The organism is bacterium, assembly GCA_029210545.1.
GTDB lineage: Bacteria > BMS3Abin14 > BMS3Abin14 > BMS3Abin14 > BMS3Abin14 > JARGFV01.
Genome location: JARGFV010000208.1, coordinates 1 through 769 on the forward strand (window position 1 = coordinate 1; position 769 = coordinate 769).

Genomic DNA, 769 nt, shown 5'->3' on the forward strand with positions numbered 1-769 from the left:
TTATCCTAATTCAGGAATAGCATTCCATGATCCTGCCCGGAAAAGCGGGGCACTGTATCAATACCTTAAAGCTTGCGCCGACCAGACAGACGACTGTCTGGATGAATCCCAGGTCGAGGTTGTTTCCTGGGACATGGAAAAGGATCGCCTCCAGGAGAACAGGGAGTTGGTGGTCCACGGGGAGAAGCATTGGGGCAGCGACCCAAAACAGTTGGCTAAATACGCACTGCTGAGGTATTTCCCGTTCCTTCTCAACTAACCTGCCGGGCAAGAGCTAATTTACCACAGCACAGCCATTCATAGGCTGCTCCACCATTCGGCAAGCTCATGGCAGGCAGGGTTTCACAGGGTAAACCCCGGTTTCCTGTTAAAGCGGCAAGAGCTGGCTCTCACAGAGGGCAGAGCTCACAGAGGAAACCATAGGGCTGGGGGAGAACGTAGCGCAATACCCAAAACTGATTTTTTCACCACAGCAGGGACACTCCCAGTCCCTACCACAGGGTTTCACAGGATGACCCCACGCTGTCATCGCGCTTGTCACGCCGAAACTTCAGTGAAGGCGGAAGCTGTAGACCATGCGAAGCGATCTCAGGGTTTAAAGCTGTAGCGCAGAGTAAGACAGACGTATCTTCTCCTCACCTGAATTGGTTTTTCTTTGAGAGATTTGAGTCTTTAGCGAATCACGCCGAGGGCGTGATGAACGAGCGAGAGACAATATCCTTGAACCAACCACTGATTAGAAAGTATGGTTTACCCCTTTTAAACCCTG

Annotated in this window: 1 protein-coding gene; it reads left to right on the top strand. The window is 51.5% G+C overall.

Annotation, left to right across the window (positions count from 1 at the left end; genetic code table 11):
• The coding region (locus tag P1S46_12325) for a hypothetical protein (protein MDF1537250.1) at positions 1 to 259 on the top strand (259 nt) is incomplete at its 5' end.
• Between the last annotated feature and the right edge of the window lie 510 nt (positions 260 to 769).